The following is a 23421-nucleotide window of genomic DNA, read 5'->3' as shown; positions in this document are numbered from 1 at the left end:
AGAATTTGTCAATGCTGGCAGGTAAAAACTATCGCGGCGCCAGCTCGTTCAAATGGCGGGCCACTGCGATCCATGCACCGATATACCCCAACAGCACCGCTCCGATCAAGAGCGACAGACCATCGGACGCCGGCACCCCGCCCAGGGCGAAGTCGCTGCCGTACAGCCCGGAAAGCCCTACCACCGCCTCGTTCAGCCAGTTCAGGCCAAACGCCAGGATGCCCCATGCGATAACCCCCGCGCCCAGGCCATACAGCGCGCCCATGTACAGGAAAGGCCGGCGTACGTAGGCATCGGTGCCACCGACCAGCTTGATCACTTCGATCTCGGTACGGCGGTTTTCAATGTGTAGACGAATTGTGTTACCGATTACTAACAGCAGGGCAGAAATCAGCATCACGGCCAGGCCGAAGACAAAGCGGTCACCCAGCTTGAGGATGGCCGCCAGGCGCTCGACCCACACCAGGTCGAGCTGCGCCACTTCCACCCGCGGCAGCTCCGACAGGCGCTGACGCAAGGCTTCCAGGGCCGGCTTGTCGACCTCGGTCGGGGTTACCACCACCACGCCAGGCAGCGGGTTGTCAGGCAGTTCACGCAGGGCTTCGCCCAGGCCTGACTGCTGCTGGAACTCCTCCAGCGCCTGCTCGCGGCTGACATACTGCGCGTCGGCCACACCGGGCATGCCCTTGATCTCGTCGCGCAGCGCCTCGCCTTCGCGGCTGCCGGCATCGAGTTTGAGGTACAGCGAGATCTGCGCGGCGCGCTGCCACGAGCCACCAAGCTTTTCAACGTTCTTCAGCAGCAACGACAGGCCCATGGGCATGCTCAGCGCCACGGCCATCACCAGGCAGGTGAAGAAGCTGCCGATCGGCTGCTTGCCCAGCCGGCGCAGGCTGTCGGCCATGCTGGCACGGTGGCTTTCCAGCCAGGCATGCAGCAGCGTGCGGAAATCCGGGCCATCATCGTCGTCGTGCTTTTTCTTCGCCGGTTGCGGGTCGGCCGGTTTCGGCGCAACCCGCTCGGAAACCTTCGGCGTACGTGTAGTGCTCATTGCCCGGCCTCCCCATCGCCGATCAAGCGGCCGCGCTGCAAGGTCAGCATGCGGTGGCGCATGCGCGCAATCAGTGCCAGGTCGTGGCTGGCGATCAATACGGTGGTACCCAGCCGATTGATGTCCTCGAATACGCCCATGATCTCTGCGGCCAGGCGCGGGTCCAGGTTACCGGTGGGTTCATCGGCCAGCAGCAGGGCGGGCTGGTGGACGATGGCGCGGGCGATACCCACCCGCTGCTGCTGGCCGGTGGACAGGTCGGCCGGGAACAGCTCGCCCTTGTCGGCCAGCGACACACGCTCCAGCGCAGAGTCCACGCGCTTGGCGACCTCGGCCTTGGACAGGCCGAGAATCTGCAGCGGCAAGGCGATGTTGTTGAATACCGTACGGTCGAACAACAGCTGGTGGTTCTGGAACACCACCCCAATCTGCCGGCGCAGGAACGGGATCTGCGAATTGCTGATCTGGCCCAGGTCCTGCCCGGCCAGCATCAGCTTGCCGCTGGTCGGGCGCTCCATGGCCAGCAGCAGGCGCAGCAAGGTGCTCTTGCCCGCGCCCGAGTGGCCGGTGACGAACAGGAATTCGCCCCGGCGCGCCCGGAAACTCAGCTCATGCAAACCCACATGACCATTGGGGTAGCGCTTGGCAACCTGTTCGAATCGGATCATGTTCAGTCTCGCTCGGCGAACAGAGCCTTGACGAACGGCTCGGCTTCGAAGGTACGCAGGTCGTCGATGCCTTCACCGACACCAATGAAGCGGATCGGCAGCTTGAACTGCTTGGCCAGGGCGAAAATCACCCCGCCCTTGGCAGTGCCATCGAGCTTGGTCAGGGCCAGACCGGTCAGTTCGACGCTCTGGTTGAAGTACTTGGCCTGGCTGATGGCGTTCTGGCCGGTGCCGGCATCGAGCACCAGCAGCACCTCGTGCGGCGCCTCGGCGTCGAGCTTGCCGATGACTCGGCGGACCTTCTTCAGCTCTTCCATCAGGTTGTCTTTGGTGTGCAGGCGGCCTGCGGTATCGGCGATCAGCACGTCGACGCCACGGGCCTTGGCAGCCTGTACGGCATCGAAGATCACCGAAGCGGAGTCGGCGCCAGTGTGCTGGGCGATCACCGGGATCTGGTTGCGCTCGCCCCACACCTGCAGCTGCTCGACCGCCGCGGCACGGAAGGTGTCGCCCGCGGCCAGCATCACTTTCTTGCCTTCAAGCTGCAGCTTCTTGGCCAGTTTGCCGATGGTGGTGGTCTTGCCGGCGCCGTTCACACCGACCACCAGGATCACATAGGGCTTGTTCTGCGCCTGTACCACCAGCGGCTGCTCGACCGGGCGCAGCAGCGCCGCCAGCTCTTCCTGCAGCGACTTGTACAGGGCATCGGCGTCGGCCAGCTGCTTGCGGGCAACCTTCTGGGTCAGGTTCTGGACGATGGTGGAAGTGGCTTCCACACCAACGTCGGCGGTCAGCAGACGGGTTTCGATTTCGTCGAGCAGGTCGTCATCGATGACCTTCTTGCCCAGAAACAGGCTGGCCATGCCCTCGCCGATGCTGGCGCTGGTCTTCGACAGGCCCTGCTTGAGGCGGGCGAAGAAGCCGGGCTTGGCCTGCTCGGCCGGCGCGGCGACCGGAGCTTCAGCCACCGGGGCAGCAGGCGCTGGTGCTGGGCGCTCCGGGATGGCGGGCGGCGCTTTCGGCTCCAGGTCCGCCACCAGGGCCACGGGTTCTTCGGCAACCGGCAGCACCAGGTTGCTGACCGGCGCGGCCGGCTCGACGACCGGAGCCGCCTCGACCGGGGCCGCCTGCAAAGGCACGGACGCGATCGGCTGCGGTGCAGGTGCGACCAGCGGCCGGGACGCGACCGGCTCGGGCTCAGGGGCCTGCAACGGTTGGGAAGCGACCGGTTCAGGCACAGGGGCCTCGACCACCGGTGACTCAACGGGTGCGGCGACTTGCTGCGGTTCAGTCAGCTGTGGGGCCGCAGGGGCCTGAACGGGCTCAGGGGCCTGTGGCGCTTCGGCGCTAGCCCCTTCGACCGGAGCGGCTGCAGGCTGCTCGACGGCTGGGGGTTCATTCGCGGGCACACCCGTTGCCACAGGTGGCTGCGGCTTCTTGCGAAACCAGCTGAACAGGCCTTTCTTCTCACCAGCCTCGGCCGGCGCTTTTTTGTCGTCGTTGGAACCAAACATGGAAGACGGCTATCTCAGGGTAGCGATGGGCCAGCTATGGCGCATCGGGAATTCTCTCTACGCAGAACAGACTATCTTGAAGCCGGCTGGTTCATGCGCAACGTTTTGTCTTAGTGTCCTGTGGGCCAGAACGGCGACAGGCATGGTCGCCAGGCAACCGGATCAGTATCCTAGCACCTCCTGGCCCGCCGACGCTAAACCCAGCGGGCCGCCGAACAGGTTAAACACCGTATGAATGCTCTAGCCCGCCGCGCCGCTGGCCTGTTGCTCGGCACGCTCTGCCTGCCGCTCGCGGCTTTTGCCGCCGAGGTGCAACCCACCCACGAATTCATCCTCGACAATGGTCTGAAAGTGGTCGTGCGTGAAGACCATCGCGCCCCGGTGGTGGTCTCGCAGATCTGGTACAAGGTTGGCTCCAGCTACGAAACCCCGGGCCAGACCGGCCTGTCCCACGCGCTGGAGCACATGATGTTCAAGGGCAGCGCCAAGGTCGGCCCCGGCGAGGCCTCGCGCATCCTGCGTGACATTGGCGCCGAAGAAAACGCCTTCACCAGCGACGACTACACCGCCTATTACCAGGTGCTGGCCCGCGACCGGCTGCCGGTTGCCCTGGAGCTGGAGGCCGACCGCCTGGCCAGCCTGCGTCTGCCCGCCGACGAGTTCAGCCGCGAAATCGAGGTGATCAAGGAAGAACGCCGGCTGCGCACTGACGACCAGCCCAACGCCAAGGCGTTCGAGCTGTTCCGCGCCATGGCTTACCCGGCCAGCGGCTACCACACCCCGACCATCGGCTGGATGGCCGACCTGGAGCGCATGAAGGTCGAGGAACTGCGCCACTGGTACGAATCCTGGTACACCCCCAACAACGCCACCCTGGTAGTGGTCGGCGATGTCACCGCCGACGAGGTCAAGGGCCTGGCGCAGAAGTACTTCGGCAGCATCCCGAAGCGCGCCGTACCGCCGGCCAAGCTGCCACTGGAACTGGCCGAACCGGGCCAGCGCCAGCTGACCCTGCACGTACGCACCCAGCTGCCCAGCCTGATCTACGGCTTCAACGCTCCTGGCCTGGCCACCGCCAAGGATCCGCGCACGGTGCACGCCCTGCGCCTGATCTCGGCACTGCTCGATGGCGGCTACAGCGCCCGCATGCCGGCACGCCTGGAGCGTGGCCAGGAGCTGGTGGCCGGTGCTTCGTCCAGCTACAACGCCTTCACCCGCGGCGACAGCCTGTTCCTGATCTCGGCCACGCCGAACGTGCAGAAGCAGAAAACCCTCGCCGATGTCGAGAAGGGCATCTGGCAGCTGCTGGATGAGCTCAAGACCACCCCGCCCAGCGCCGAAGAGCTGGAACGCGTACGCGCCCAGGTCATTGCCGGCCTGGTCTATGACCGCGACTCCATCAGCAGCCAGGCCACTACAATCGGCCAGCTGGAAACCGTCGGCCTGTCCTGGAAGCTGATCGACAGCGAGCTGGACGAGCTCAAGCGCGTTACCCCGCAGGACATCCAGAACGCCGCGCGCACCTACTTCACCCGCGAACGCCTGAGCGTTGCCCATGTACTGCCCGAGGAGTCCGCTCATGAGTGATCGCTGCGCACCACGCCCAACCCTGCTGGCCACGGGTATCCGCGCCCTGGCGCTGGCGGCAGTGCTGGCCGCCCCGGCCATGGCCGACAACGCCGCCAAGGCCGACAGCAATGCAGCACGCCCGGCCAACACCTTGCAGTCGCTGGCCGAGCTGGATGGCAAGGCACCCAGCCGGCGCCAGTTGAACATCCAGCACTGGAGCACCGCCGAAGGTGCACGGGTGCTGTTCGTCGAGGCACGCGAGCTGCCGATGTTCGACCTGCGCGTCACCTTTGCCGCCGGCAGCAGCCAGGACGGCGGCACCCCGGGCCTGGCGGCCCTGACCAATGCCATGCTCAACGAGGGCGTGGCAGGCAAGGACGTGACGGCCATCGCCGAAGGCTTCGAGGGCCTGGGCGCCGACTTTGGCAATGGTTCCTACCGCGACATGGCCGTGGCCTCGTTGCGCAGCCTCAGCGCCAAGGACAAGCGCGAACCTGCGCTCAAGCTGTTCACCGAGGTGGCCGGTAAGCCGACCTTCCCCGAAGACGCTCTCAAACGCATCAAGAACCAGATGCTGGCCGGCTTCGAATATGAAAAGCAGAACCCCGGCAAGATCGCCGGCAAGACGCTGTTCGGCAAGCTTTACGGCGACCACCCCTACGCCCACCCGAGCGACGGCACCGCGGAAAGCATCAACGGTATCACCCTGGCTCAGCTGCGCGCCTTCCACGCCAAGGCCTACACCGGTGGCAACGCGGTCATCGCCCTGGTCGGCGACCTCAGCCGCGCCGAAGCCGAAGCCATCGCCGCCCAGGTCTCCGCCGGCCTGCCCAAAGGCCCGGCGCTGGCCGCACCAGCCCAACCCACTGACGCCAAGGCAGGCCTGACCCACATCGACTTCCCGTCCAAGCAAACCCACCTGATGCTGGCCGAGCTTGGCATCGACCGCCAGGACCCGGACTGGCCGGCCCTGTCACTGGGCAATCAGATCCTCGGGGGAGGTGCATTCGGCACCCGGTTGATGAGCGAGGTGCGGGAAAAGCGCGGCCTGACCTACGGCGTGTACTCGGTGTTCAGCCCGATGCAGGTGCGTGGCCCGTTCATGATCAACCTGCAGACCCGTGCCGAGCTCAGCGAAGGCACGCTCAAGCTGGTGCAGGGCATACTCGGCGACTACCTCAAGAACGGCCCTACCCAGCAGGAGCTGGACGATGCCAAGCGCGAACTGGCCGGCAGCTTCCCGCTGTCCAATGCCAGCAACGCCAGTATCGTCGGCCAGTTGGGCGCGATCGGCTTCTACAATCTGCCGCTGACCTGGCTGGAGGACTTCATGCAGCAGTCCCAGGCCCTCACTGTCGAGCAGGTCAAGACGGCCATGAACAAACACCTGTCAGCCGATAAACTGGTGATCGTCACGGTTGGTCCGAAAGTGCCACAAAAACCGCTGCCAGCCCCCACTGACAAGCCCTCCGAGCAGCCGCTCGGGGTACCGGAGCACTAATGCCAAGATCCACCCCACCCGCTCGCCCCCAATCGAGCCAAAGCAAAGGCCAGGGTCACCTGCGCATCATCGCCGGCGAGTGGCGCAGCCGTCGCCTGGCAGTGCCCGAAGGTGAGGGCCTGCGACCAACGCCCGATCGCGTGCGGGAAACCGTATTCAACTGGCTGGCGCCGTACATTGAGGGTGCCCGCGTGCTGGACGCCTTCACCGGCAGCGGCGCGCTGGTGCTCGAAGCCTTGTCCCGCGGGGCCGAAGACGCCGTGGCGCTGGACAGCAACCCGGCAGCCATCGCCAACCTGAAGAACAACCTCGAGATCCTGCGCTGCCCGCGCGGGCAAATCCTGCAGACCGACGCCCTGCGCTATTTGCAAGGCTCGGCCAAGCAGCAGTTCGACGTGGTGTTCCTCGACCCGCCGTTCCACCAGGACCTGCTGGCCGACACCTGCAACCTCCTGGAACAGAATCAGTGGCTGCGCGAACAGGCGTGGGTCTACACCGAAAGCGAAGCGGCGCCTTCAAGCTTGCAGTTGCCGGGCAACTGGCGCCTGCACCGCGAGAAGAAGACCGGCCAGGTGCATTACGCACTTTGGCAACGGGGCTGACCCGGTAACCCAGGGTTGCCGTATTTAGTTACCACAAACCCGCCGCCCCGATGGTTGAAGCTGCTCCTTCCTTTCCTGCAGGAGCACTTCAACCATGACCGCACCCCCATCCCCGCCTGCGCCAGCAAGCTCGGTGCACGCCTTTACCCTCGCCAACGGCCTGCGGGTCTACCTGCGTGAAGACCACCGTGCGCCACTGGTCAGCGTACAGCTGTGGTACCACGTAGGTTCCAGCTACGAACCTGAAGGCCACACCGGCCTGTCCCATGCCCTGGAGCATTTGCTGTTCGAAGGCAGCAGCAAACTGGCCCCAGGCCAATATGCAACGCTCATGACCCACCTGGGCGGTGAACCGAATGCCTTCACCTACGCCGATGCAACGGTCTTTCCGCTGACATTGCCTTGCAACCGCGTGGAAATTGCGCTGGAAGCGATGGCCGACGTCATGGCCAGCGCCACCCTCAGCGATGCGCCCTTTGCCCGTGAACTGGCGGTGGTCATGGCCGAGCGACGCGAGGATGTCGACAACAGCCCCTTGGCACTGGCACTGGAACATCACCTGTCACTGGCCTACGGCAATAGCGGCCATGGCACACCTGTGATTGGCAACAAGACCGACCTGGGCCATATGACCCCGGCGGCGGCGCGCACCTGGTACAACACTTGGTACCACCCCAACAACGCCACGCTCGCCGTGGCCGGCGACATTAGTCTGGCGCAGCTGCAAAAGCTGGTGACCCGCCATTTTGCGGCAATCCCCGCCCAGCGCCTGCCAACCCGGCAAACACCCGCCAGCCCCTCCGGGCAGGCTCGGCGCATCCAGACCCTGAACTGGCATGGCCTGAACACCGGCGTGATCGTCAGCTTCAACCTTCCCAGCCAATGCACCGCCCGGTCTGGCGCGCAAGCCTGTGCACTGCGCCTGTTGCCCGACATTCTTGCCGAAGGCCAGGCCAGCACGCTGCAGCGCCTGTTGGTGCAGAACGGTTCGCTGCTACAGGGCCTGAAAGCGACCTATGAGCCCTGGCAGCGTGGTGACAGCCTGCTGACCCTCTACGCGTTCTGCAGCCCGCAGGTTACGCCAGAGTTTGCAGCCGAAAGGCTGATGCAGGAAATCGAAGCGTTCCGCCAGTCAGCCCCCTCCAGAGAAGACCTTCAACGCGCCAAGGCTCGCCTGCTGGCCAGGCAACTGTTCGAAAGGGACGACATCGGGAACCAGGCAGCGGCCATTGGCAAACAGGCCGCCTGCGGTCTGGACCCTGTTGCCCTGGACGATGAGCGGCAAGCCATCGAAGCGGTGACAGCCGAGCAGGTAGGCCTGGTTGCCCTGGAATTCCTGACTGAAGCCCGTGCGGCCATCACCTTCATGCTCCACAAGGACATGCACCACGAGGACATGCACCAGGAGGAAAGTACCGATGAATGACAAGATCGAGAGCATGCCGCAGCCGACTGGCACCAACGGAGGTTTCAGTAGCCTGGTCTCGGCCCAAGGGGTTGACCTTGACCAGCTCGAACCCCTTCAGACGCAGGTGCAGATGTGGACCACGGAAGCAGGCACCGGCGTGAAATTCGTCGAAACACGCGGGCTGCCTATCGTCGACGTTGTCTTGCGGTTCAAGGCCGGCACGACCCAGGACACCGAGCAGCCCGGCCTGGCAGCCTTGACGCTATACATGCTCGACGAGGGCAGCCGGCGCCACACGGCTGCCCGGCAAGCTGCGGGCATGGAGCGCCTGGGCGCAATCCTGGAAAAACAGATACGCCTGGAGCATGCAACGCTCAGCCTGCGCAGCGTGAGCACGAAAACGATACTCGAGCCGGCCCTGGACCTGCTTACCGACCTCGTGGCAAACCCGGCTTTCCTCGCACCTGCCCTGGAAAAGGTCAAACGCCAGCTCGTGCAGCACAACGCATCACGCGAACAGCACCCCAGGCTCAGGGCACGCAGCGAGGCGTTTCGCCATTTGTTCCAGGGCCATCCCTACGGCAACCCGCTGGGCAGCACCATTCAAGGCGTGGCCGCCGTCAGCCCTGAAGACTTGCGGGCCTTCCACCAACGCGCCTATAGCGCCAGCAACCTGGAAATCGTGCTTGTCGGGGACCTGGCCCTGAGCGAGGCGCAAGCCATCGCGCAACAGATCAGCCAGGCTCTGCCGCAAGGCTGGTCCGCCGTTGACCTGCCAGCCGTTCCGGTAGCGACCCAAGCAACCATCAACGTCGAACAACCCGGCACCAGCAGTGCAGTACTGCTGGCGCTACCCATGAACGTTGCCGCCAGTGATCCGGATTTCCCAGCCCTGGTGCTGGCCAGTGAAGTGTTGGGGTCAGGCCTCGAATCGCGCCTGATGGTGGAGCTGCGCCAACGCCGCGGCCTGACCTACGACATCTACAGCCGTCCATCACCGTTGAGTAGCGGCGGGCTGTTCACCATCGAGTGGGAGATCGCGCCACAGTACGTGCAAGGTTCGCAGGACCGGGTGGCAGCCTTGTTGCGCGACTTCATCGAGCAAGGGCCAACCCAGGCCGAGCTGCAACTGGCGCGCAAACAGCTGGCCGGGCAATTGCTGCGGGGCGTGGCGCAGAACAACAGCCTGGCAGCATTGCTCACGGAGATAACCCAGCAACGTCAGCCCGCAGACCACCTGAACACCTACATCGAGCGCATCGGCAGGCTGAGCCCGGCAGATATCCGCGCGGTGATGCAGCGCTGGCTCGACCTGGACTATAAGGTGCAGGTCAGTGTCGGGCCACGTGTCGAACAGCAACCGCTGCCAGCCACCACCCCATAGCGCAGGTACAGTGGCGCTGTTTCATGGCACTCTAGGCAGGCACAACACGAGTCGCCCAGCATGCCCAGCCCCAGCACCACCTTCCGCCCGGCCATCGGCCTGTCCAACCCCCACCTGCAAACCCTGTGGGGGCCGCTGTGGCGCAAGCTGCCCGAACTGCAGCGCGACCGCGAGCGGCTGTGGCTGGCCGATGGCGATTTCATCGACCTGGACTGGCACGGCCCGCACCAGCCGCATGCACCGTTGGTGCTGGTGCTGCACGGGTTGACCGGGTCATCCCGATCGCCCTACGTCAAAGGCTTGCAGCAAGCGCTGCAAGGCCGCGGCTGGGCCAGTGTGGCGGTGAACTGGCGCGGTTGCTCGGGCGAGCCCAACCTGCTGCCACGCAGCTACCATTCAGGCGCCAGCGAAGACCTGGCCGAAATCGTCAGCCACCTGCGCGCCCAGCGCCCATTGGCGCCGTTGTATGCGGTGGGTTATTCGCTAGGGGGCAATGTGCTGCTGAAGTACCTGGGCGAAAGCGGTATTGCCAGCCAGTTGCAGGCAGCGGTGGCGGTGTCGGTGCCGTTTCGTCTGGACCATTGCGCCGACCGTATCGGCCAAGGCTTTTCAAAGGTCTACCAGGCGCATTTCATGCGTGAGATGCTTGCTTATGTGCAGCTCAAACAGCGGCACTTCCAGGACAAGGGCCAGCATGAACGGCTGGCGACGCTGCAACGGCTGGGGCCGCTGGGCAACTTGCGTACGTTCTGGGATTTCGACGGCAAGGTCACCGCACCGCTGAACGGCTTTCGTGATGCGCACGACTACTACCGCCGCTCATCGAGTCATTTCTTCCTCCGCCAGAACCGCACGCCGACGCTGATCATTCACTCCAGTGATGACCCTTTCGTCGCCGGCCACAGCCTGCCCACGCCCCGCGAACTAGCGCCGCAGACCCACTTCGAACTGCACAGCCGCGGCGGCCATGTGGGCTTTGTCGACGGAAGCCTGCGCAACCCGGGGTATTACCTGGAGCGGCGGATTCCGCAGTGGTTGACGGAAGGCACATAAACGATTGTTTTGCAGAACTCTGTGGGAGCGGGCGCGCCCGCGAACACCGGCGCAGCCGGTGCCAGCCACCGCGCTGCATGCTTCGCGGGCTCGCCCGCTCCCACAGAGCCTGGGCGATCTCCTGCAGGATTTGACAGGTTTATTCGCCAGTGGCTACGCCATGAGCGGGATCGTTGATCCACTCACTCCACGACCCGGCATACAACTTGCCCAGCGGGTACCCCGCCAACGCCAGGGCAAACAGGTTATGGCAGGCCGTCACCCCTGATCCGCAATACGCCACCAACTGCTCCGGCGCACGCCCGGCCAGTTTTTCGGCAAAGCGCTGCTTGAGCTGGTCCGCCGGCAGAAAGCGCCCGTCAGCATCCAGATTGTCGGTAAAGGCTGCACACTGCGCCCCCGGAATATGTCCTGCGACTGGGTCGATCGGTTCCACTTCGCCACGGAAACGCGGCAAGGCCCGCGCATCGATCAGGGTCAGGTCAGCGCTACCCAGGCGCTTGCCCAGGTGTTCGGCATCGATAAGCAGCCTGGCGTCCGGCTCACCGCTGAAGGTGCCCTCGCGCTTCGGCGGCGGGTCCAGGCTCAGCGGCAGATGTGCCGCATGCCAGGCTTTCAGGCCACCATCGAGAATAGCCACGCCGCTGCGCTTGCCCAGCCAGGCCAGCAGCCACCAGGCGCGGGCGGCGTAGGCGCCTGGGCCGTCGTCGTACAGCACCACCTCGCTGTCAGCGTCCAGCCCCCACTCCCGCAGTCGCTCGACCAGCCGGCGCGCATCGGGCAACGGGTGGCGCCCTGTGCGGCCCTTGCTCACCGGCCCGCTAAGGTCGCGCTCGAGGTCGGCAAAATGCGCCCCGGCGATATGACCCTGGGCATAACTGCGTTGGCCATAGTCCACATCCTCGAGGGCAAAGCGGCAGTCGAGGATCACCAACTTGGGCGAGCCCAGACGCTCGGCCAACTGCTGCGGGGTGATCAATTGCGCAAGTGGCATGACAATCTCCTGATCGATGGCACTATCGATAGCACTAAGGCACTGGACTAGTGCTCCAGGGCCTGGTTGAACGGTACATGGAATTCCTGGCACAGGGCGTCCACGGCATTGCGGGCGTTATCGGTGACGAAGCCGAGCTCCAGCACCAGTACCTGGTAGACGCCACGCTTGAAGGCCTCTTCACCCAGGTGCGCGGAATGCTCTCGCGTCGTGCTGAGAAAACGCACCCAGGACGTCAGCACGATCCAGGCATTGATGGTCAGCGATTCGATCTGCGCTGGTGCCATGGCCAGGATGCCCGCCTCGACGAAACCGCGGTAGATCGCCTGGCCCTGCCGTAGGCAGCGTTCGGAAAAGCGCCGATAACGGGCGGCCAGCTCCGGGTCGCTGTCCAGCAGGTGCTCCAGGTCGCGGTGCAGAAAACGGTAGTTCCACATCGCCGCCAGCAGGGCCTTGAGGTAGAAGCGCTTGTCCTCCACGGTCGCGGCGCGACCTTGCGGCGGGCGCAGGAAACTGTCCACCAGTTCTTCGTACTGGCTGAACAACAGGGCAATGATCGCCTGCTTGTTGGGAAAGTGGTAATACAGGTTGCCGGGCGAAATTTCCATGTGCGCGGCAATGTGGTTGGTACTGACGCTGCGTTCGCCCTGCTGGTTGAACAGCTCCAGGCTGTTCTGCACGATGCGCTCTCGGGTCTTCATGCGCGGGGCCATGCTCAGCTCCCAGTCTGCGGGCCTTCATCAAAGGGTCATCTTACGGCGTATTGGCGGTGGAATGCACCGCTCGACAACGCGGAAAAATTCGCACCATAGTACAAATTAGAGTATAGGCTCTAGGGATTCCCTGACCGGACTCGAAGCCGCCATGAACTCGCCCAGTGCCTTGCCCCCTGTGCTATCCGACCTCGACCTTGCAGCGACGTTCGCCGCCCAGCGCCAGGCCTTCGTCAGCAACCCGTTGCCAGCGGCGGCGCAGCGGCGCCAATGGCTGAAATGCCTGCGACAAGCCTTGCTGGCCGGCCAGGCCGAACTGATCGAGGCCATCGGCCAGGACTTTGCAGGGCGCAGCGCCGACGAGACCCTGCTGGCCGAGCTGGTGCCCTCGGTGCAAGGCCTGCGCCACGCCGAAAAACACCTGCAGCGCTGGATGCGCGCCAGCCGACGTCGGGTCGGCCTGGCCTTCCAGCCGGCCAGCGCACAGGTGCGCTACCAACCGCTGGGCGTGGTCGGCATCATCGTGCCGTGGAACTACCCACTGTTCCTCGCCATCGGCCCGCTGACCTGTGCCCTGGCCGCCGGTAACCGGGTCATGCTCAAGCTCAGCGAAGCCACGCCCGCCACGGGCCAGGCGCTGAAGCAACTGCTTGAGCGCGTGTTCCCCAGCGACCTGGTCAGCGTGGTGCTTGGCGAGGTCGAGGTAGGCCAGGCCTTTGCCCGCCTGCCGTTCGATCACCTGTTGTTCACCGGCGCCACCAGCGTTGGGCGCCAGGTAATGCTGGCAGCGGCGCACAACCTGACCCCGGTCACCCTGGAACTGGGCGGCAAGTCGCCAGCTATCGTTTCGGCCGACGTACCGCTGGACACCGCCGCCGAGCGCATCGCCTTCGGCAAGACCCTCAACGCCGGCCAGACCTGTGTCGCCCCCGACTACGTGCTGGTGCCGCGCGAGCGGCTGGAGGCCTTCAGCGACGCCTACCAGCGCGCCGTACGCCGGCTGTACCCACGCATCGCCGACAACCCCGACTACACCGCCATCATCAATCAGCGCCAACTGCAGCGCTTGCAGCATCTGCTGGACGACGCCCGCGCCAAAGGTGCGCAGGTGCTGGACCTGTACCCTGGTGAAACCCGCCAGGGCCGACGTTTGCCACCACACCTGCTGCTGCGAGTGAACGACGGCATGCAGGTGATGCAGGACGAAATCTTCGGCCCGCTACTGCCGCTGGTGCCCTACGACAGCCTCGAGCAGGCACTGGCCTACATCAACCAGCGCCCGCGCCCTCTGGCGCTGTACTACTTCGGCTATGACCGCGCCGCCCAGGAGCAGGTGCTGCGCCACACCCACTCCGGCGGAGTATGCCTGAACGACACCCTGCTGCACGTGGCGCAGGACGACTTGCCGTTCGGCGGCATCGGCCCTTCAGGCATGGGCCATTACCATGGCCATGACGGCTTCCTGACCTTCAGCAAGGCCAAGGCGGTGCTGGCCAAACAACGCTTCAACGCTGCCCGGCTGATCTACCCGCCTTATGGCAAAGCCCTGCAGCGCCTGGTCTTCAAGCTTTTCATCCGTTGAGGGCCGCCCCATGCACCGCCGAGACCTGCTGCGTTTCAGCCTTGGCGCCAGCGTCTTCCTGGCCGGCACCAGCCTGGTCGGCTGCAGCGCACAAACCGCCGCGACGGGCTACCAGGTATTGCGTGACGACGACCTGCCGTTGCTGCGCGCGCTGATCCCGGTGGTACTGGCCGGCACGCAGGCCGCCGAGACACTGGTGCTGCATAGCCTCGACCACAAGCTGGCGGCGCTGTCGCCAGAAATGCTCAAACTCACCCGGCAGTTGTTCGACGTGCTCAATCTGCCGCTCACCCGTGGTCCCCTGACCGGCGTCTGGGGCACCTGGGAGCAAGCCGGCGCCGCGCAGGTCAACGCCTTCCTGCAACGTTGGCGGGACAGCTCGCTTGACCTGCTGCGCATGGGCCACGCCTCGCTGCTGCAGTTGCTGCAGATGGCCTGGTACGAACGCCCCGAATCCTGGGCCGCCTGCGGTTACCCGGGGCCACCGAAAATCTGAAAACGACAAGAGCAGCGCCAATGCCTGTACCCGACCCCTTTCGCCAAGGCCTGGAACGTGGCTGGATCACCTACGACGCGTCGCGCCTGGAGCACGATCTCACGCTGGAAGCCGATGTGGCCGTAATCGGCAGTGGTGCCGGTGGCGCTACCAGCGCACAGATGCTCAGCACTGCCGGCTTCAAGGTGCTGCTGATCGAAGAAGGCCCGCTGAAGACCAGCAGCGATTTCCACCTGCTGGAAAACCAAGCCTATGCCAGCCTGTACCAGGAAGGTCTGGGCAGCATGAGCAAGGACGGCGCCATCACCATCCTCCAGGGCCGTGCCGTGGGCGGCACCACGCTGGTCAACTGGACCTCAAGCTTTCGCACGCCGCCACAAACCCTGGCGCACTGGGCCGCAGCCCACAACGTGACCGGCCTGGGCGAGGCGCAATTGCGCCCCTGGTTCGAACGCATCGAACAGGAACTGGGCATCACTCCCTGGGCCCTGCCGCCAAATGCCAACAACGACGTGCTGCGCCGTGGCTGCGAACAACTGGGCTACCGCTGGGCAGTGATCCCGCGCAACGTGCGCGGTTGCTGGAACCTGGGTTACTGCGGCATGGGCTGCCCGGTGAATGCCAAGCAATCGATGCTGGTCACGCGTATTCCCGCCACCCTCGAACAGGGCGGCGAGTTGCTGTACCTGGCTCGGGCCGAGCGCTTCGAACACAACGGCGAGCGCATCCAGGGCCTGTCATGCCAGGCCCTGGATAGCCAGGGCATACACGCCACAGGCCGGAAGGTCCGCGTTCGCGCGCGTCACTACATCCTTGCCGGTGGCGGCATCAACAGCCCGGCCCTGCTGCTGCGTTCCGACGCGCCCGACCCGCATGGACGCCTTGGCAAACGGACCTTCCTGCACCTGGTCAACTTCAGCGCAGCACGCTTCAACGACCGTATCGACCCCTACTACGGCGCCCCGCAGTCCATCTACAGTGACCACTTCCAGTGGCAAGGCGGCAGCGACGGCCCGGTGGGCTACAAGCTGGAGGTACCTCCGCTGCACCCGGCCCTGGCCAGCACGCTGCTGGGCGGGCATGGCCACGAGAATGCCCGGCGCATGGCCGAGCTGCCGCATACCCACGTGATGCTGGCGTTGCTGCGTGACGGCTTCCACCCGCAAAGCCTGGGCGGTGCCGTGGAGTTGCGCGGCGATGGCTCACCGGTGCTCGATTACCCGGTCACCGACTACCTGCGCGACGGCCTGCGCCGCGCCTACCGCAGCATGGCGCAAATCCAGTTTGCGGCCGGCGCCACCCAGGTTACCCCCGTGCACAGCGACGCCAGCGCCGCGTCCAGCCCGGAACAGGCCTTGGCCATGATCGGCACGTTGCGCCTGGAGCCGTTCCGCACGCGCCTGGGCAGCGCCCATGTGATGGGTGGCTGCGCCCTCGGCGACGACCCGCGCCAAGCGGTGTGCGACAGCCTGGGCCGTCATCACCAGCTGGAAAACCTGTCGGTTCACGACGGTTCGCTGTTCCCCACCAGCATCGGCGCCAACCCGCAACTGTCGGTATATGCCATCAGTGCCAGGCTCACCGAAGCACTGGTCGCCCGCCTGGCACGCAGCGCATGACAAGCAACAGGGCCCCTGTCTATAGTGCCATCAGCCGGCCGCATGACTTGGCCGGGGCGCCGTCGCTGCGCTACCATCCGACTCCCCAACGCACTCCAGCCAGGATGACGCGATGAACCGAGTGTTGTACCCGGGTACTTTCGACCCCATTACCAAAGGCCATGGCGATCTGGTCGAGCGCGCCTCGCGGCTGTTCGACCACGTGATCATCGCGGTGGCGGCCAGCCCCAAGAAAAACCCGCTGTTCCCGCTGGAACAACGGGTGGAGCTCGCCCGTGAGGTCACCAAGCACCTGCCCAATGTCGAAGTCATCGGCTTCTCCTCGCTGCTGGCGCATTTCGCCAAGGAACAGGGCGCCAACGTCTTCCTGCGTGGCCTGCGCGCGGTGTCCGACTTCGAGTACGAGTTCCAGCTGGCGAACATGAACCGGCAACTGGCCCCCGACGTCGAAAGCCTGTTCCTTACGCCTTCGGAGCGCTACTCGTTCATTTCCTCGACCCTGGTCCGGGAAATTGCCGCACTGGGCGGTGATATCAGCAAGTTCGTCCACCCGGTGGTGGCCGAGGCGCTGACCGAACGCTTCAAGAAGTGATCTTTGGCAGCTGATCATCGCGCCCGCGTGCACTGCGGGCGCGAATGCGGCACAATTGTGCCCACTGCGTTGAACATGCCCGGGCGCTGAGCCCCGGCCGGAGTCCCCATGTCCCTGATCATCACCGACGATTGCATCAACTGCGACGTCTGCGAACCCGAGTGCCCGAACGAGGCCATCTCCCAAGGCGAAGAGATCTACGTGATCGACCCTAACCTGTGCACCCAGTGCGTGGGCCATTACGACGAGCCGCAATGCCAGCAGGTTTGCCCGGTCGACTGCATCCCGCTGGATGAAGCGCACCCGGAAACCGAAGAACAGCTGATGGAAAAGTACCGCCGGATTACCGGCAAGGCCTGATATCAGGTAAGCCCTCATCGCCGGCAAGCCGGCTCCCACAGGTACAGCGCAGACCTCAAGAGTTACGTGGTCCCTGTGGGAGCTGGCTTGCCGGCGATAGGGCCCTAAGCTTCAGCGCTGACAGCGCGGGCAGAACACGCTCGCCCGTTGCCCCAGCTTCACCTCGCGCAACTCCGTACCACACACCTTGCACGGTTTCCCGCCCCGCCCGTACACGAACAATTCCTGCTGGAAGTACCCCGGCTGCCCGTCGCCGCCGATGAAGTCGCGTAGCGTGGTGCCACCCTGCTCGATCGCCGCCGCCAGTACACGCTTGATCTCGATCGCCAGCTTCAGGTAGCGCGCCCGGGAAATCCCGCCCGCTGCCCGACGAGGATCGATGCCGGCGGCAAACAGCGCCTCGGTGGCGTAGATGTTGCCCACCCCCACCACGACCGCGTTGTCCATGATGAACGGCTTGACCGCCATCGACCGCCCACGGGACAGCTGGAACAGCCGCTCACCGTCGAACAGGTCGGTCAGTGGCTCCGGCCCCAGGCGCAACAGCAGTTCATGGTTGTGCGGGTCCAGGCTCCACAGCATCGCGCCAAAGCGGCGCGGGTCGGTGTAGCGCAGCATCAACCCCGACTCCAGCTCGATATCCACGTGCTCATGCCTGGCCGCCGGCAAGCCCAGCTCGACCAGGCGCAGGTTGCCCGACATGCCCAGGTGACTGATCAGGGTACCGACCTCGGCGTTGATCAACAGGTACTTGGCACGCCGCTCGACACTGACGATGCGCTGCCCTGACAGGCGCACATCCAGGTCTTCCGGAACCGGCCAGCGCAGGCGCCGGTCACGCACCACCACCCGGCTGACACGCTGGCCTTCCAGATGAGGCGCAATACCGCGCCGGGTGGTTTCTACTTCTGGCAATTCCGGCATGTATCAGTGCCCGCCCAACTCGCGAATGTTCTGCTTGAGGTTTTCGAAATCGTATTCCGACAAACCAATGTAATCGAGCACCAGCGGGCCGACCACATTCCATTCGTGGTCCACGGCCTGGTTGCCCAGTACCCGGTAGGAGGCGCAGATGTGCTCGGCCATTTTCAGTACCGCCAGCAGGTTTTTCAGCTGGGTATTGCGCGAGCTCTCGTCGCGGAACACCGCCAGGGCATTGTGGTGGTTGGCGATGGCCGCGCTCAGGTGCTCCGGCAAGCGCCAGGACTTGGCGGTGAAATAGCCGACTACCGAATGGTTGGTGTTGAACGCGTGGTTTTCGGTGTCGACCACGCGGGTCTCCTCGTCGGCCTTGGCATAGGCCTCCTCCAGCACCTCCATGTAATCGGGGAAGCGCTTGAGCATCAGCGGCACGCCACAGTCATGGAACAGGCCCAGGGTATAGGCTTCGTCCGCCGGCTGGATGCCGGTGCGCTTGGCCAGGGTCAGGCAGGTCATAGCCACGTCCTGGGCAGTGTCCCAGAAGCGGTTGAGGGTAACGATGGTTTCGTCGGTCATCTCGCCCTTGATCGACTGGGCGTTGATCAGGTTGATGATCGAACGGCTGCCCAGCAGGTTCACCGCGCGCTGGATCGAGCCGATCTTGTTGGAAAGGCCGAAATGCGGGGAGTTGACCAGCTTGAGCAAGGCGCCCGAGAGGCCCGGGTCCTGCGAAATCAGCTTGGCGATGGTTTCCAGGTCCGGGTCTGGCATGTACTGCTCGAACTGCAGATCGACCATGATCTGCGGTTGCGGCGGAATGGTGATGCCTTGCAAGGCTTGCTGGATCTGTTCGGCGCTGAGTTCTTGGGACATACGTACACACTCGTTTGGGACCGGCGATTCTAACCCTCCAGGTGCTCGCCGTCACAGGCCTGCACCTCTAAAGGCGAAAGCACAGCAGACACGTTATAATCCCGCTCTTTTTCCCGGAGCGACGTCATGTCCCTGCCAAGCCTTCGCCTCAAAGCCAATGCCGACCGCCGCCTGCGCGCCGGCCACCTGTGGGTCTACAGCAACGAAGTCGACGTCACCGCGACCCCGCTGCAAGGCTTCCAGGCCGGCCAGCAGGCCGTTCTCGAGGCGGCCAACGGCAAGCCACTGGGTATCGTTGCACTGAGCCCGAACAACCTGATCTGCGCCCGCCTGCTCTCGCGCGACGCCAAGCTGCCGCTGGACAAGTCGCTGCTGGTGCACCGCCTGAACGTTGCCCTGTCGCTGCGTCAGCGCCTGTTCGACCAACCGTGCTACCGCCTGGTCTATGGCGACTCCGACCTGCTGCCAGGCCTGGTGGTCGATCGTTTCTTCGACATCCTCGTGGTGCAATTGGCCTCGGCCACCATGGAAGCACACAAGGACGACGTGATTGCAGCCCTGGTACAGGTGCTCAAGCCAAGCGGCATTCTGTTCAAGAACGACTCCTCTGCACGTGATGCCGAAGGCCTGCAGCGCTATGTCGAGACCGTGTACGGCGAAGTGCCGGACTGGGTGCCGCTGGAAGAGAACGGCGTCAGGTTCGAAGCCCCGGTACGCGAAGGCCAGAAGACCGGCTGGTTCTACGACCACCGCATGAACCGTGCACGCCTGGCACCGTACGTGAAAGGCAAGCGCGTGCTCGACCTGTTCAGCTATATCGGTGGCTGGGGTGTGCAGGCCGGTGCCTTCGGCGCCAGCGAAGTGTTCTGCGTCGACGCCTCGGGCTTTGCCCTGGACGGCGTGGAGCGTAATGCGGCCCTGAACGGCATCAGCGAGAAGCTGACCTGCATCGAAGGCGATGTGTTCGAGGCCCTGCGCGAACTCAAGGCCGCCGAAGAGCGCTTCGACGTGATCATTGCCGACCCACCCGCCTTCATCAAGCGCAAGAAAGACCTGAAAAACGGCGAAGCGGCCTACCGCCGCCTGAACGAGCAGGCCATGCGCATGCTGACCAAGGACGGCATCCTGGTCAGTGCCTCGTGCTCCATGCACCTGCCCGAGGACGACCTGCACAACATCCTGCTCACCAGCGCCCGCCATCTGGACCGCAACCTGCAGTTGCTCGAACGCGGCGGCCAAGGCCCGGACCACCCGGTGCACCCGGCCATCGCCGAAACCCGCTACATCAAGAGCATCACCTGCCGGTTGCTGCCAAACAGCTGACCGATATCCAGACGGCCTGCACCGGCCCCATCGCCGGCAAGCCAGCTCCCACAGGATCACCACAGCCCTCGAGACCTGTGCAGTACCTGTGGGAGCTGGCTTGCCGGCGATGAGGCCAGTGAAACCGGCACGAGACAGCGTCAGATCCCCAACACCTGCGTCGCAATACCAAAATACACGAGCACCCCAGCCGCATCGGCTATCGATGTGATCAGCGGCCCGCTTGCCGTGGCCGGGTCAAGCTTGAAACGGCTAAGCAGGAACGGCAGGCTCATGCCGATCAGGCTGCCCACCAGCACGATCACCACCATGCTGCTGGCTACGATCACGGCAATTTGCGGCCCGCCCCGCAGCACACCCAAAGATGCCACTGCAACGGCCATGGTTGCGCCCAACGCCAGCGCCACGCCACATTCACGCCCCAGCATGCGCCACCAATCGCGCATGACCACCTCGCCTGTGGCCAACCCTCGAACCATCAGCGTTGCCGACTGGGCACCGGCGTTACCGCCGCTGTCCACCAGCAACGGCAGGAAAAACACCAGCGCAATGTGTGCGGCGATGGTTTCTTCGAAGGCTGCAATACCCGCTCCGGAAAACAGGTTGCCAAACACCAGTAACACCAGCCACAACACGCGTTTGCGGTAAAGCAGCCCCAGGGTTGCATCGCGCAGGTTGCCAACGTGACTGGTGATCGAAGCGCCTCTGTGGAAGTCCTCGGTGGCCTCGCGCCGTTGCGCCTCGAGGGCTGCATGGGCGTCTGGCTGAAGGACGCTTTTATCAGTTTGATGTTGCATGAAGTTCTCCAGGCGCCGGACCGGGCGCCCACAGACCTCAGCCTCGCGGACTCAAGCCTTCGGCAGCCCTGGCGGCGGCGCGCTCAGTGCCAGATAGCAGGTTCGTGTGGAACCGGTAACTGGGAAGGTCCATTGAGGGATATCTCGTGAAACCGCACATGCGGCGGCGGGATAATAGAGGCTCTCTATGTGCCGGTCAGCCCCTTCACTGGCGATTCAGAAGCGTCCTACAAGCAACCGGTCATAAAGCCAAAACCACCGCCCAGACACATCGCCATTCCCTCGCAGCGCCAGCGGTGTAGAATCGGCCTATTCATCGCCAGTCATCCCCGGCGGGTTTATGAGCTCTGCCCAAGCACGCGGCGATCCCGCGCGGTCTTCGGCCCCATCCGTGCCAGTGGCAACCGGCCTGCGGTACAAAGGACAAGAAAGCTCACTCCCCTTTTTGTGACCTGATTAAGCCGCCAGGAGTGTTTCATGCCTGATTATCGTTCCAAGACTTCCACCCAAGGCCGCAACATGGCCGGTGCCCGTGCCCTGTGGCGTGCCACCGGGATGAAGGACGAGGACTTCAAGAAACCGATCATCGCCATCGCCAACTCGTTCACCCAGTTCGTCCCGGGCCACGTGCACCTGAAGGACCTGGGCCAGCTGGTCGCCCGCGAAATCGAACGCGCCGGTGGCGTGGCCAAGGAATTCAACACCATCGCGGTCGATGACGGCATCGCCATGGGCCACGACGGCATGCTGTACTCGCTGCCAAGCCGCGAGATCATCGCCGACGCCGTGGAGTACATGGTCAACGCCCACTGCGCCGACGCCATCGTGTGCATCTCCAACTGCGACAAGATCACCCCTGGCATGCTGATGGCCGCCCTGCGCCTGAACATCCCGGTAATCTTCGTGTCCGGCGGCCCGATGGAAGCCGGCAAGACCAAGCTGGCCAGCCACGGCCTGGACCTGGTCGACGCCATGGTCATTGCCGCCGACTCCTCGGCGTCCGACGAAAAAGTCGCCGAATACGAGCGCAGCGCCTGCCCGACCTGCGGTTCGTGCTCCGGCATGTTCACCGCCAACTCGATGAACTGCCTGACCGAAGCACTGGGCCTGGCCCTGCCGGGCAACGGTTCGACCCTGGCCACCCACGCCGACCGCGAGCAGTTGTTCCTTACCGCTGGCCGCACCATCGTCGAGCTGTGCAAGCGCTACTACGGCGAAAACGACGAGTCGGTATTGCCGCGCAACATCGCCAATTTCAAGGCGTTCGAGAACGCCATGATGCTAGACATCGCCATGGGCGGCTCGACCAACACCATCCTGCACCTGCTGGCCGCCGCCCAGGAAGCCGAGGTGGCATTCGACCTGCGCGACATCGACCGCCTGTCGCGCAAGGTGCCGCAGCTGTGCAAGGTTGCGCCGAACATCCAGAAGTATCATATGGAAGACGTGCACCGTGCCGGCGGCATCTTCAGCATCCTCGGTTCGCTGGCCCGTGGCGGCCTGCTGCACACCGACCTGCCGACCGTACACAGCCGCAGCATGGAAGAAGCCATCGCCAAGTGGGACATCACCCAGACCGATGACGAAGCCGTACATACCTTCTTCAAGGCCGGCCCTGCCGGCATCCCGACCCAGACCGCGTTCAGCCAGTCTACCCGCTGGCCGAGCCTGGACCTGGACCGCGCCGAAGGCTGCATCCGCAGTGTCGAGCACGCCTACTCGCAAGAAGGCGGCCTGGCCGTGCTGTACGGCAACATCGCACTGGATGGCTGCGTGGTGAAAACCGCCGGTGTCGACGAGTCGATCCTGGTGTTCGAAGGCACCGCGAAGATCTTCGAGAGCCAGGACAGCGCCGTACGCGGCATCCTCGCCGACGAAGTGAAGGCCGGCGACATCGTGATCATCCGCTACGAAGGCCCGAAAGGTGGCCCGGGCATGCAGGAAATGCTCTACCCGACCTCGTACCTGAAGTCCAAGGGCCTGGGCAAGGCCTGCGCCCTGCTCACCGACGGTCGCTTCTCGGGCGGTACCTCGGGCCTGTCCATCGGCCACGCCTCGCCGGAAGCCGCTGCTGGCGGCGCCATCGGCCTGGTGCGCGACGGCGACAAGGTGCTGATCGACATTCCGAATCGTTCGATCAACCTGCAGGTCAGCGACGCAGAGCTGGCCGAGCGCCGTGTCGAGCAGGACAAGAAGGGCTGGAAGCCAGCTGAAGTACGCCCACGCAAGGTGACCACCGCGCTGAAGGCCTATGCCCTGCTGGCGACCAGTGCCGACAAGGGCGCCGTGCGTAACAAGGCGATGCTGGAAGGGCTGTGAGGCTCTTGTAGTGTGAAAGAAGAACCGGCGCCTTGAGCGCCGGTTTTTTTATGCCTGTATCGGCCTCTTCGCGGGCGCGCCC

Annotated in this window: 21 protein-coding genes; 13 read left to right on the top strand and 8 right to left on the bottom strand. The window is 64.5% G+C overall.

All coding sequences use genetic code 11. From position 1 onward, the window contains the following. Nucleotides 1–28: 28 nt before the first annotated feature. From ftsX to ftsY, 3 genes are read right to left on the bottom strand one after another with little or no spacing between them, the layout of a single operon-like run. A complete protein-coding gene (ftsX, locus tag CAF70_RS01980; protein ID WP_013974629.1) occupies nt 29–1051 on the bottom strand; it encodes a permease-like cell division protein FtsX in 1023 nt (340 codons plus the stop codon). Then, nucleotides 1048–1719 (bottom strand): cell division ATP-binding protein FtsE, encoded by a 672-nt coding sequence (gene ftsE, locus CAF70_RS01975; protein WP_013974630.1) that lies wholly within the window; start codon nt 1717–1719, stop codon nt 1048–1050. Before ftsE ends, ftsX begins: the two co-directional genes overlap by 4 nt. 2 nt (nt 1720–1721) lie before the next feature. Next, a complete protein-coding gene (ftsY, locus tag CAF70_RS01970; protein WP_085621664.1) occupies nt 1722–3233 on the bottom strand; it encodes a signal recognition particle-docking protein FtsY in 1512 nt (503 codons plus the stop codon). A 231-nt stretch (nt 3234–3464) separates the two neighbouring features. Here ftsY and CAF70_RS01960 point away from each other — a divergent pair, with 231 nt between their 5' ends. The 6 genes from CAF70_RS01960 to CAF70_RS01935 all read left to right on the top strand — a co-directional run bounded on the left by CAF70_RS01960 (nt 3465) and on the right by CAF70_RS01935 (nt 10750). Next, nucleotides 3465–4820, top strand: a complete 1356-nt coding sequence (locus CAF70_RS01960; protein WP_085621663.1) for a pitrilysin family protein — start codon at nt 3465–3467, stop codon at nt 4818–4820. Further along, complete coding sequence (locus CAF70_RS01955; RefSeq protein ID WP_085621662.1) at nt 4813–6303, top strand: pitrilysin family protein; 1491 nt, start codon at nt 4813–4815, stop codon at nt 6301–6303. The genes CAF70_RS01960 and CAF70_RS01955 overlap by 8 nt, the downstream gene beginning before the upstream one ends. Further along, nucleotides 6303–6905 (top strand): 16S rRNA (guanine(966)-N(2))-methyltransferase RsmD, encoded by a 603-nt coding sequence (gene rsmD / locus CAF70_RS01950; RefSeq protein WP_085621661.1) that lies wholly within the window; start codon nt 6303–6305, stop codon nt 6903–6905. Before CAF70_RS01955 ends, rsmD begins: the two co-directional genes overlap by 1 nt. A 94-nt stretch (nt 6906–6999) precedes the next feature. Then, nucleotides 7000–8331, top strand: coding sequence for a pitrilysin family protein (locus tag CAF70_RS01945; RefSeq protein WP_085621660.1), 1332 nt, complete (start codon nt 7000–7002; stop codon nt 8329–8331). Beyond that, the gene (locus tag CAF70_RS01940; protein ID WP_085621659.1) at nt 8324–9697 is read left to right on the top strand and encodes a pitrilysin family protein; all 1374 of its coding nucleotides are present in this window, start codon (nt 8324–8326) and stop codon (nt 9695–9697) included. Before CAF70_RS01945 ends, CAF70_RS01940 begins: the two co-directional genes overlap by 8 nt. A 60-nt stretch (nt 9698–9757) precedes the next feature. Continuing rightward, entirely contained in the window at nt 9758–10750 is a 993-nt protein-coding gene (locus CAF70_RS01935; protein WP_085621658.1) for a hydrolase, read from the top strand. A gap of 139 nt (nt 10751–10889) precedes the next feature. On the opposite strand, the gene CAF70_RS01930 is transcribed toward CAF70_RS01935, so the two are convergent. Together CAF70_RS01930 and CAF70_RS01925 are read right to left on the bottom strand one after the other, a co-directional pair. Next, nucleotides 10890–11744, bottom strand: a complete 855-nt coding sequence (locus tag CAF70_RS01930; RefSeq protein WP_085621657.1) for a sulfurtransferase — start codon at nt 11742–11744, stop codon at nt 10890–10892. Between the two features lie 47 nt (nt 11745–11791). Then, nucleotides 11792–12457, bottom strand: coding sequence for a TetR/AcrR family transcriptional regulator (locus CAF70_RS01925; RefSeq protein WP_025340981.1), 666 nt, complete (start codon nt 12455–12457; stop codon nt 11792–11794). Between the two features lie 151 nt (nt 12458–12608). On the opposite strand from CAF70_RS01925, the gene CAF70_RS01920 reads away from it, so the two are divergent. The 5 genes from CAF70_RS01920 to CAF70_RS01900 all read left to right on the top strand — a co-directional run bounded on the left by CAF70_RS01920 (nt 12609) and on the right by CAF70_RS01900 (nt 17106). Continuing rightward, on the top strand, nt 12609–14039 hold the full coding sequence (locus tag CAF70_RS01920) for a coniferyl aldehyde dehydrogenase (protein ID WP_085621656.1): 1431 nt from the start codon (nt 12609–12611) through the stop codon (nt 14037–14039). A gap of 10 nt (nt 14040–14049) precedes the next feature. Next, nucleotides 14050–14535: a twin-arginine translocation pathway signal protein gene (locus CAF70_RS01915; protein ID WP_085621655.1), complete on the top strand. Its 486-nt coding sequence runs from the start codon at nt 14050–14052 to the stop codon at nt 14533–14535. 20 nt (nt 14536–14555) lie between these two features. Continuing rightward, the gene (locus tag CAF70_RS01910; RefSeq protein WP_085621654.1) at nt 14556–16154 is read left to right on the top strand and encodes a GMC family oxidoreductase; all 1599 of its coding nucleotides are present in this window, start codon (nt 14556–14558) and stop codon (nt 16152–16154) included. 112 nt (nt 16155–16266) lie between these two features. After that, entirely contained in the window at nt 16267–16746 is a 480-nt protein-coding gene (coaD, locus tag CAF70_RS01905) for a pantetheine-phosphate adenylyltransferase (RefSeq protein ID WP_014861498.1), read from the top strand. A 108-nt stretch (nt 16747–16854) separates the two neighbouring features. Next, nucleotides 16855–17106, top strand: coding sequence for a YfhL family 4Fe-4S dicluster ferredoxin (locus CAF70_RS01900; protein WP_085621653.1), 252 nt, complete (start codon nt 16855–16857; stop codon nt 17104–17106). A gap of 111 nt (nt 17107–17217) precedes the next feature. Here the strand turns inward: CAF70_RS01900 and mutM are convergent, their stop codons facing one another. Both mutM and CAF70_RS01890 read right to left on the bottom strand, forming a co-directional pair. Further along, nucleotides 17218–18030, bottom strand: coding sequence for a bifunctional DNA-formamidopyrimidine glycosylase/DNA-(apurinic or apyrimidinic site) lyase (gene mutM, locus CAF70_RS01895; RefSeq protein WP_085621652.1), 813 nt, complete (start codon nt 18028–18030; stop codon nt 17218–17220). A 3-nt stretch (nt 18031–18033) separates the two neighbouring features. Further along, a complete protein-coding gene (locus CAF70_RS01890) occupies nt 18034–18846 on the bottom strand; it encodes an HDOD domain-containing protein (RefSeq protein WP_178076339.1) in 813 nt (270 codons plus the stop codon). A gap of 180 nt (nt 18847–19026) precedes the next feature. On the opposite strand from CAF70_RS01890, the gene CAF70_RS01885 reads away from it, so the two are divergent. Then, nucleotides 19027–20223: a class I SAM-dependent rRNA methyltransferase gene (locus tag CAF70_RS01885; RefSeq protein ID WP_085621650.1), complete on the top strand. Its 1197-nt coding sequence runs from the start codon at nt 19027–19029 to the stop codon at nt 20221–20223. Nucleotides 20224–20363: 140 nt separating this feature from the next. Here the strand turns inward: CAF70_RS01885 and CAF70_RS01880 are convergent, their stop codons facing one another. Then, the gene (locus CAF70_RS01880; RefSeq protein WP_085621649.1) at nt 20364–21020 is read right to left on the bottom strand and encodes a magnesium transporter; all 657 of its coding nucleotides are present in this window, start codon (nt 21018–21020) and stop codon (nt 20364–20366) included. 477 nt (nt 21021–21497) lie between these two features. Between CAF70_RS01880 and ilvD the strand changes: the two genes are divergently transcribed. Then, complete coding sequence (gene ilvD / locus CAF70_RS01875) at nt 21498–23339, top strand: dihydroxy-acid dehydratase (RefSeq protein WP_063912093.1); 1842 nt, start codon at nt 21498–21500, stop codon at nt 23337–23339. Nucleotides 23340–23421: the final 82 nt, after the last annotated feature.

The sequence above is a fragment of the Pseudomonas sp. B19(2017) genome, from assembly GCF_002113165.1.
Lineage (GTDB): Bacteria > Pseudomonadota > Gammaproteobacteria > Pseudomonadales > Pseudomonadaceae > Aquipseudomonas.
The sequence above is the reverse complement of the archived record's forward strand: the minus strand, read 5'-3'. Positions and strand labels throughout refer to the sequence as shown.